We start from the raw sequence: 9,261 nt of genomic DNA on the forward strand, positions 1-9,261 counted from the left end.
TATTTTTCAGGGTGTGCATCTTTCATATCCTGCTGTTCGGAGAGATCAGTTTCCAGATTATATAGCTCGAAGTTTTTCAATTCAAAAGGTTTTTCAGTATTCAAAAGCTTCCAATTCCCTTTTCTGAGCATCGCATCGCCCTGATGTTCCAAGCCAAAAACATAAGTGAAATCATGGATGGGAGTTGGGTCTCCTTTTAAAGCAGGTAGCAGTGAACTTCCCGCTAATGTGGCTATTTCTTTTCCTCTCCAGGTTTTCGGATAGGTTATTCCAGCGAGTTCGTAGAAAGTCGGGGCCAGATCCATGATGCTAAGAAATTGATCGTTGATTTGGTCTTTTGGGCTGACTCCCGATCCCGAGATAATCATCGGGGCATTCATTCCCCCTTCGGTGGTATAGCCTTTGAAGTATTTGAAAGGGGAAGCAACTGCTTCTGCCCATTGTGGACGATAGGAAATAAAGGAGTTTTCCTTTCCCATATCTTCTAAGGCATCTGAGTAATTATCCCGGAGAAATGGGCCAAAATAGTCATGGTAATAGAAATCCTCTGCAGCAGCCCCATTGTCGGACAGAAATACAATCAGGGTATTTTCGTATTGGCCAGTTTCCTTTAAGTGGGAAATCAAACGCCCGATGTTGTAGTCCAAGTTGTCCACCATGCCGGCATAGAGCTCCATTTTTCGGGCTTCCTTCTTCTGTTCTTCGGGAGAAAGCGAATCCCAGGGTTTGACCCTTGAATGAAGGGGAGGTGTTTGCGCTGATGGGTGGATCATCCCGGCTTTTTTGAGTGATTCCAGTCTTTTGTCGCGAAGGACTTCGTAACCGGCATCGTATCGGCCCTCATATTTTTTCCAATATTTTTCATCTACCTGCAGCGGCCAATGTGGGGAAGTATAAGCGGCAAAAACGAAGAAGGGTTGTCCATCTTCGCTGTCAGCATTGAGATAGGATATCAGTTTGTCCGTATAAAAATCCGTGGAATAGGCCCCTTCTGGCCAATTGGCTTCTTCTCCATTTTCAGTGTAGATCGAAATGGGTGTATTCGGGAAAATACCTCTTTCGCTGTAGTGGTTTGCCCCACCTTCCATAGTTGCAAAGGATTTTTCAAAACCTTTGTTTGCGGGATTGGCCTCAGGAGTACCTCCCAAATGCCATTTTCCGGCCATATAAGTGTGGTAGCCTGCCGAGCGAAGGAGTTCAGGGATAGGAACAATCCGGTCACTGAGTTGCCCTTCATATCCGGGCACACCCGTGACCAAATCCTGTGAACCCATACCGGCCACATGGTTAAAATTACCCGAAAGCAACATAGCCCTGCTTACCGCACAAAATGGGGCAGTGTGAAAGCGGCTGAAACGAATTCCCTCTTTGGCCAATTGATCTAAATTTGGGGTAGAAATATCTCCTCCAAAGGATCCTAAATCCGCATAGGCCAAGTCGTCTGCCATAATCAGGAGGATATTGGGAGGCTTAGGGGGCGGTATTTCTTTTTGGCAGGAAAAAAGGATTCCAAAAATAGTGTTGAGTATAATTGGTCTGATTATATAGTTCATTTGTGAATCTTTTTTTACAAGAGTAGAATAGGTAGTGCTAATTAAGTATTTTCCGATAGGTTTTATATAATCATCTAACCATTATTCTTTTTCCATTTCTTATACAACCCTATAGAGAAATAAACTACCGTCAATATTACAATCAAGATCAGCATTCCCCTTATTTCGAATCCTGTCAAATTGGATAGGAAAAAAAGAATGATTCCTGCTGAAAGAAGTGGTACGGTGTAACCAAAAGGGATTTTGAAACCCCCATTATCCAAAGCCTTCATTTTTCGAAGTCGGAGGACTGAAAGCGATACCCCAAAATATACCAATAGCATGCTTGAAGTAGCAATAACGGCAAGCTGCCTAAAGCCACCTATAGAGGCAATGGTAAAACCCAGTAATGCATAAAGCAATATCGACAAATATGGAGTTTTAAATAGGTGATGTATGGAAGCCAATCTGCTAAAAGGAATCACCCCATCCCGGGACAATCGAAAAAGCACTCTTGGGCTATTAAGGATTGACCCACTGATCATCCCAAACATGGATATTCCTGTTCCGACAAAAAGAAGGGTATAGCCTATGGGACCAAAAACAACTTTAGCAGCTTCTGCCAAAGGTGCTTCTTTAAAGTTGGTCAATTCATTGCCCAAAACTCCCTGGGAAACCAATTGAATCATGATATAAAGAAAAAGAACGAAGGAAATCCCTATAAAAATCGCTCTTGGAACAGTCTTTTGAGGATTTTTGATTTCTCCTCCTATAGTCAATCCGGCATCGCCTCCCTGAAAAGCAAAAAACAAAATCAGTGAAGCCTCGCCAAATTGTTTTATAGTTGGGGTTGATTCCCAGTATAAATTGGTCAATTGTACATCTTTCCAGCCAATAGTTATCAACAAAAACAGCGGAATCAATTTGGCGACTGTATTGATTTTGACCAAGCCGATTCCTTGTTTGACTCCTACCACATTGAGTGTGGCCAAGCCTGCAAAAATCAAAAACAAGGTCAATACCCTGACATACTGATTTTTGAATTGCGGAAATACAATTCCCAAAATTTCAACAAGGGCATTCGAAACTGCAGCATCTGCAAATACATTGCCCATCAAGAAAAATATTGAAACCAAAAACCCAGGATATGGTCCAAATGCCGTCTCCACATAGGTATAGGACCCTCCGGAATGGGTAACCTTGCTTCCCACTTCTGCAAAACATAGCATGACCAATCCAATCAGCAATCCACAAAAAAGGTAAGCCAATACCCCGGAAGCCCCCATGGTTTCTGCAATGATGGCAGGCAAAACAAAAATACCGGCACCCACTATGATATTGACAATATTGGCCGAAAGCCCCCACACGCCAACTGTCCTATTTAAACCCTCATTTTCCTGATCCTTTGATTTTAATTTTATAATATACATTCAGCCAAGAATTAAGGAAAATATTAAATTTATTAATTTCAAAAAGGGAATTCGGATCAGATACCAAAAAGTCTGCATCTTTTCAGTTTTAAATTCTTCCAATCCGAATTTGACCTGTTCCACAGATTTGTATTATAGGTTCCGATTAATCTCAATTATCTGTAATAAATGAGAAGAAAACTTTTATTGAACAAACTCCTGTTGATGGTTATTTTGCCCCAGGAATCCTATAATTGACAGTTTTTTTGGATGCTGCGTCTATATCTGCCGGTGAAAATAATGCTGTCATGGAGATTCTAACCAGCCCTGCAGCATTAACTTTTAATATAACAGCCGCTCCGGAAATATCATCAGGGAGTTCTACAATTAGATATACATCATCCTCACCAAATGCGTAATAGAATGACTCCACTTTGCCATCCATTTCTGCCAACATTTTCTCAATAGTCATTTTACGTGAAGAGCCGCCTTCCTGAATTAAGCCCTTTGTTCCATCAGAGGTATACCTACCTTTAACTAAATACTTTTTCATGGTTTGATAGTTTACATTTTCCTACTCTTATGGCTTTTCGGATGTGCCCTGTTTATTTGAGTGGTTTCTAGGCTCCACTTTAGCTTGTAGATATTAAATAATGGGTTTAAGAATTATCAAAATTATTCCTGGGTGGATTCTTTAATTGTCTGCTATGTCTTATACACTTGCCGAAACAAAAGTATAGGATGAGCCAACATGTTAATGTAAAAAAAGAAATGGTTTCAGCTTTACCATTTAGGACGAAGTGAATGGATTTCTTCCCCAATGAACAGGATTTCTTTCCGGGGGTGTGGGGGTGGAGAGATCGGGATTCAATTTGAACCGTAGTTTCAATTGTGATTGATTAAATTTCGATTTATTTGTTAAGAGCTCCTACACAATATCTTATAAAAGGAATTAAACTCTTCATGAAACCTTTCTAAAAAGTACCAAAGCCAATCCAAGAACTGTGCATTCAGCTCACGCAGCCTTTGCAGGTTTAAAGGCAAATGATATCCGCGTACCATTTTTTACTTCTTCCTGCATGGTGCCATTTAATTGCTGTGTAAGGAGCGAGATCAATTGCCCGCCAAAACCAGTGCCTTTTGTTTGTCCGCTTTTGCCCACTCCATTGTCGCTTACCTGTAACTGGAGTACACCATCGGTATTTTTATGAAGGGTGATTTCAACTTTGCCCTGCTGTCCTTCAGGGAAGGCATATTTTAGCGTATTTGTCAGCAATTCATTAACAATTAGCCCAAGTGGAACAGCGGTGTCAATATCCACATCAAGGTTATCCATGGCACATTCAAGGGTTACCCGCTTTTCCGCACCAAAAGATCCGATCAAACTTTCACCCAGGTTGATAAAATAATCTTTCATTTCAATGGCTCCAAGATTGCTGCCCTGATAGAGTTTTTGATGCACGATGCCAATGGACTGCACCCTGTTTTGTCCTTCCTGCATGGCATCTTTTGTATTGGGGTCATCTATCTGTGCTGATTGTAGGGCCAACAAACTGCTGACTACCTCAAGGTTGTTTTTTACCCGATGGTGGATTTCTTTTAACAGCAATTCGTTTTCCGCATTTTTGGCGGCGAGCAAGCGGTTAGCTTGGGTACGGGTCTTGTAACTGCGGTACCCAAAAACCAAAAAGCCGGTTAGCAGTATTGCTACACCAACACTAAGCCATTGGACCAACCGTTGTTGGGAAAGCTGCTTTTCCTGCGCTGCAATAGTGGCTTCCTTTTTTCCGGTTTCGTATCGGGTCAGCATTTCGCTCATGGCAACATCACTTTCTTTATTGGCAGTACTATCGCGCATTATTCTTGCTTTCTTTTGGTAGGCCAAAGCTTCCTTGTAATCTCCCAGCTTTTCGTAAATAGTGCTGATATGGCCATAGTTCTCTGTGAGATTCGATAAGTCCCCATCTTTCTCTTGTAAACGGACCGTTTCCAATTGATAAGGTAGGGCATCCCCGTAATTTTCCAAAAGTAGATTTACTTCACCGAGGTTAGCAGTTACTGTGTGAATGGCGTTATTGTAATTGGTTTGTTTCGCTAGAGCGAGCGTAGCTTCATATTGGGCCAATGCTTCATCATATCTTTTCAGCCTTTTGAGGGCATTGCCCCTGTTGTTCATAAAATCGCACATGTTCATGCCAGGGAAATCCAGTGACTTTGCCAGGTCATAAGCTTTGTCAAAATAATACAATGCATCTTCATGCTTATACATGGCTATGCTAGCAGCGCCGGCAGCGGTGTACCCATATACCAATTCGTCTTGTAAGTCATTCTTCTCGCAGATGTCAATGGTTTTAATTGCCCAATCCAAAGCTTCCTCCTGTCTGCCCTGTCGGGAGACATCTTCGGAAAGACGCGAATAGGCCCCTGCAATTCCGAGCTTATCATCAAGCTCCTCCATGAGGGCAAGGGCATTTAGGTCGGCCTGCATGGCATCATCCAATTTGCCCCGTTTTTTGTGTAACCAGCCTATTTTAAACCAAGTAGTGGCTTGTCCTTTTTTATTGTTGATGGCATTATACCCCTGCATGGCTTTGTCAAAATAAAAAGCTGCGGAGTCCAATTCAAGCAGGTTGGCATGGATACGACCCTGCATTTCATAGAATTCGGGTTGAGCTGTTTTATTCTCTATTTTATCAACATGGGCTACCCCCATACGGGCGTATTCTAATCCTAAGCTTAAATTGACATTAGTGGTAAGATTCACCAAACTCCTGATCAGTTCAGTTTTCTCATCATTTTGTTGTTCTACAGATAATAATTGCTTGAGGCTATCTATTTCAGCGGTTTGTCCTATTGCACCTTGACAGAAGCAAATGGATAGGAGCAATAATATTTTAACAAAACGATTCATGGGTGTTAGTTGGTGATTTAACAGCTTAAAATCAAAATTTTATGTATAGAAGATTTATGAATTTAATGTAAAATACCATTTAAACAAAAACAAAGGGAGTCGACCAGTCCATGGCTTTTCTACACTTCCATTTTCAATATTTCCAAAAAATATTTTTTAAGCTCCTTTTCTTCTTTGATATCTACTTGACCATCATCCATTACATCAGTAAGGATAGCATGCATTTCTTTAAATGGGGATAAACCGAGCATAGTATTATTTTCTTCCAGCCACTTTTTCAAGATAATAATTAAAGAGGGTTCTAATAAAAAACTTACTAGCCTATTTCAGAACCAGACTTTGCACCCATGCTTCCGCTTCTGGCTCAATTTCGAAAATCTGATAAGGGACGGGTTGCTTTTGGAATGAAAAAATCACTTTTAAGAGGGCTCGAATGGCTGCGTTGGGAATTATGTAGGCAGTACCCGCGCAATAATTTATCATCAGTTCCTTATTTTCCCTGAGCCAATCAGCTTGCATTTTTTGATGTGAAAGTGAGGGTATGCCCGCTTTTGAAGCATCGAAAATTATAGCCAATCGCTTGCTGAACCGATAACAGGCCTTGGTTTGGGCCAGGTAAGTTTGAAAGTTTTGATCAGTGCTTTTATTGCCTGTAAAACGGATCCGAACAATCGGAAATCCGGATTCGTCAATGATTGCGTAAGTTTCCATGTATGTTGAAACCCATTTGCAGAAGAAGGGTTTTTGAAAAAACAAAAAAACCTGCCAAGCGGCAGGTTTTAGTAAATCTCAAATTTTTAACAATTATTTTGGCAATATAACCGAATCAACAACATGAACCACGCCGTTGCTTCCAACTAGATCAGCAGCAATTACATTGGCGCCATTGATCATGACTTTTCCTTCCTTAATTGAAACCTTCAGATCTTGTCCATTTAAAGTTTTGACGATCTGACCATCTGATAAATCCGCTGCCATCACATTTCCGGCTACCACGTGATAAGTCAAAACCCCAGTCAATTGGTCTTTGCTTTCAGGCTTTAACAAAGTATCCACTGTTCCCTCAGATAATGCTGCAAATGCGGCATTGGTTGGTGCGAAAACTGTAAAAGGTCCTGTGCCGCTTAATGTTTCTACCAAACCAGCTGCAGAAACTGCTGCAACTAAGGTAGTATGGTCAGGAGAACCCACAGCAATATCAACAACAGTGTTTGGAGCCTCTACAGGGACTTCCTCCACTACTTCAACTGTTGTTTCACTGCTGTCTTCTTTGGGAGCATTACCACAACTTACCATAAATGATAAAGCAAGTGATGCAATCGATAATGATAATAATTTTAGATTTTTCATGTTTTTGTTTTTTTACACAAGCTATAACCACCTAAGCATCATTATTGTTATAAATTGGGTCAGGCCATAGGGATTTGAAACTTTCAAGGTTGATCCTGAAACGATCTGTTTCACATTCAATTAGGGGTTTTTATAATTCATCTAAAAACTTAAATATCTCAACATATGACTTTTCAAACTCTTCCCGATTAGGGCTGAGTTTTCCGTTGGGTACAAACATCCTAAGGTCTTTATCCTTTCTCATCTTAGGAAAAAACTGCTCAAATGTTACTGGAGGAACCTGATCATCCAAAGCTCCCTGCCACAGAAAAATGGGTGGATCATCTTGGTCAAAGTAGGTGATCGGTTCATAGATGGCAATATTTTTTTTGGACTCATACTCCTCAGGAGTGAAAAGGGCTTTACCCGCTTGTCTGAAAAAGTCGTATTCGTGTTCTACAAAAATCCTTTTTAATCAAATCCAATCCATCCACAGGACCCGAAAAGTTTATGATGCCTGTGATGGTAATGCCTTCATCAAGTTTATTTGGATACTCAGAATTGTTTTGGGCAAGGCCTATATTCGTAGCAATTTGCGCCCCCGCAAAAAGCCTGTCACAATCACATTGTCCAAATTCAAATTATTTTTGCTCCTTCAATTCCTTTCCACTCCAATCCGTTTATAAAGTGGCAGACAAAATCGGGGGCCAATATTTTGTCCAATTCCGATACCTTTCCGTCACTCCATACCCGATGATAATTCTTCACAACATCACGATTAGCCTCCAGGTTATTTTCTTGTTTATCTGAAATACAATTGTTAACAAACACACAGGCAATAAGAATCAATATTGAGCAGATAGATTTTTTCATTTTGGTGTTTGTTTAAATGTAATTAAGGGTATCACAACATGTCCAGCGTTAGCTAATTTACCTATTTCTTTTTATCGGCTTAAAATATTTTTCAGCTTATGCACAACGGTCAAGTATATTACTTGTGGCGGTTTTCAAAGACCTATTTTTATTTTGGATATGAGACGAAAACCTGGTTTTAAGAGACTTAACCAGCATAAGCTATATTCAAAGTATTACTACGTTAATTTTTTATTCTCCCATACTTTTTTAAGATTTCTACAACTTCATCCTCAGGAAATTCATAGACTGTAGTAAAACATCAGCCGGTTTTCCGGCAAACATTAGCTTGGCATCTGCTGTGTAAAGATTTGCGATCCCTGCTGAATCGCCCGCAGCTACATAGGCCATTAAATTTCGGTTAGCCTCTTCGATTTCGGCTTTGGCTTTTGTTAGGTCAAACTCGGGGATAGCGGGAGCTTTGCCAAATTGGTTCGATCATTGGCTTTCCCGTTCTTATTATTGTAAGTTCAATTGGTTATTCTTTTCGGTTGCTGTTGGGTACTGCAGTGGATTCCTCCACCTTGCCAGTTTTGCATTCATTTAATTAAAAATTACCCTCATTGACGTCTTTAATAAATTTTATCAATCCGGAGAAATAGCCTTCAGCATCATCGTATTGGGAAATGTGACTTCCATTGGTGGTGACGCTCCGGCCTTTTTGCACTTGGGTGCTCATCCACTCCATATATTTGGGATCCATGGTATCGTATTTTCCTCCTAGCATTAAGGTTGGTATTTTTAATTCTCCGAGTCTTGCAGATACATCCCAACCTTTCAAGCTGGCATTTCCGGTGATTCCAAATTCGCTGTATCCTTGCATATAGATGTAGATATTTGGATTGAGATGCTTAAAAGTCCGGTTAATGAATTCAGGCCATTCTTCCAAAGGTTTTCTCAGGACGTGCCGGGTGTAGTAGTGTTGTTGGACCAATTCAGCATACCGGGGATTACCGAAATCTTCCTTTGCTTCAAATTCTTTGATTTCCTTGAAAACATCAGCGGGCAATTGCGGCCCCAATACGTCGGATGCATATTTTTCGTATTCAGGTAGGCTTGCTACCATGTTTGAAATAATTAAGCCTTTTAAATTATCCTGGTATTTTAGCGCATATTCCATGGCCAGAATTCCGCCCCAAGATTGACCGAGCAGATAAAAATTATCCTT

At 40.6% G+C, this 9,261-nt stretch carries 10 protein-coding genes; all 10 read right to left on the reverse strand.

The window, feature by feature from the left end:
- The coding region (locus tag ACEW8O_RS06955) for an arylsulfatase (RefSeq protein ID WP_373493897.1) at window positions 1-1,553 on the reverse strand (1,553 nt) is incomplete at its 3' end.
- Window positions 1,554-1,627: 74 nt separating this feature from the next.
- Window positions 1,628-2,962, reverse strand: a complete 1,335-nt coding sequence (locus tag ACEW8O_RS06960; protein ID WP_373493898.1) for an APC family permease — start codon at window positions 2,960-2,962, stop codon at window positions 1,628-1,630.
- A 208-nt stretch (window positions 2,963-3,170) separates the two neighbouring features.
- Window positions 3,171-3,494 (reverse strand): GYD domain-containing protein, encoded by a 324-nt coding sequence (locus ACEW8O_RS06965; protein ID WP_373493899.1) that lies wholly within the window; start codon window positions 3,492-3,494, stop codon window positions 3,171-3,173.
- A 462-nt stretch (window positions 3,495-3,956) separates the two neighbouring features.
- Window positions 3,957-5,852: a sensor histidine kinase gene (locus ACEW8O_RS06970; RefSeq protein ID WP_373493900.1), complete on the reverse strand. Its 1,896-nt coding sequence runs from the start codon at window positions 5,850-5,852 to the stop codon at window positions 3,957-3,959.
- Between the two features lie 119 nt (window positions 5,853-5,971).
- A complete protein-coding gene (locus ACEW8O_RS06975; protein ID WP_373493901.1) occupies window positions 5,972-6,133 on the reverse strand; it encodes a hypothetical protein in 162 nt (53 codons plus the stop codon).
- A gap of 40 nt (window positions 6,134-6,173) precedes the next feature.
- Window positions 6,174-6,563, reverse strand: a complete 390-nt coding sequence (locus tag ACEW8O_RS06980; RefSeq protein WP_373493902.1) for an STAS/SEC14 domain-containing protein — start codon at window positions 6,561-6,563, stop codon at window positions 6,174-6,176.
- A gap of 93 nt (window positions 6,564-6,656) precedes the next feature.
- Complete coding sequence (locus ACEW8O_RS06985) at window positions 6,657-7,202, reverse strand: fasciclin domain-containing protein (protein WP_373493903.1); 546 nt, start codon at window positions 7,200-7,202, stop codon at window positions 6,657-6,659.
- Between the two features lie 615 nt (window positions 7,203-7,817).
- Window positions 7,818-8,054, reverse strand: coding sequence for a hypothetical protein (locus ACEW8O_RS06990; protein ID WP_373493904.1), 237 nt, complete (start codon window positions 8,052-8,054; stop codon window positions 7,818-7,820).
- A 258-nt stretch (window positions 8,055-8,312) separates the two neighbouring features.
- Window positions 8,313-8,444, reverse strand: a complete 132-nt coding sequence (locus ACEW8O_RS06995; RefSeq protein WP_373493905.1) for a hypothetical protein — start codon at window positions 8,442-8,444, stop codon at window positions 8,313-8,315.
- A 196-nt stretch (window positions 8,445-8,640) separates the two neighbouring features.
- Window positions 8,641-9,261, reverse strand: a 621-nt coding sequence (locus ACEW8O_RS07000) for a proline iminopeptidase-family hydrolase (protein WP_373493906.1), incomplete at its 5' end; no start/stop codon positions are given.

This window comes from Aquiflexum sp. (assembly GCF_041749095.1).
GTDB lineage: Bacteria > Bacteroidota > Bacteroidia > Cytophagales > Cyclobacteriaceae > Aquiflexum.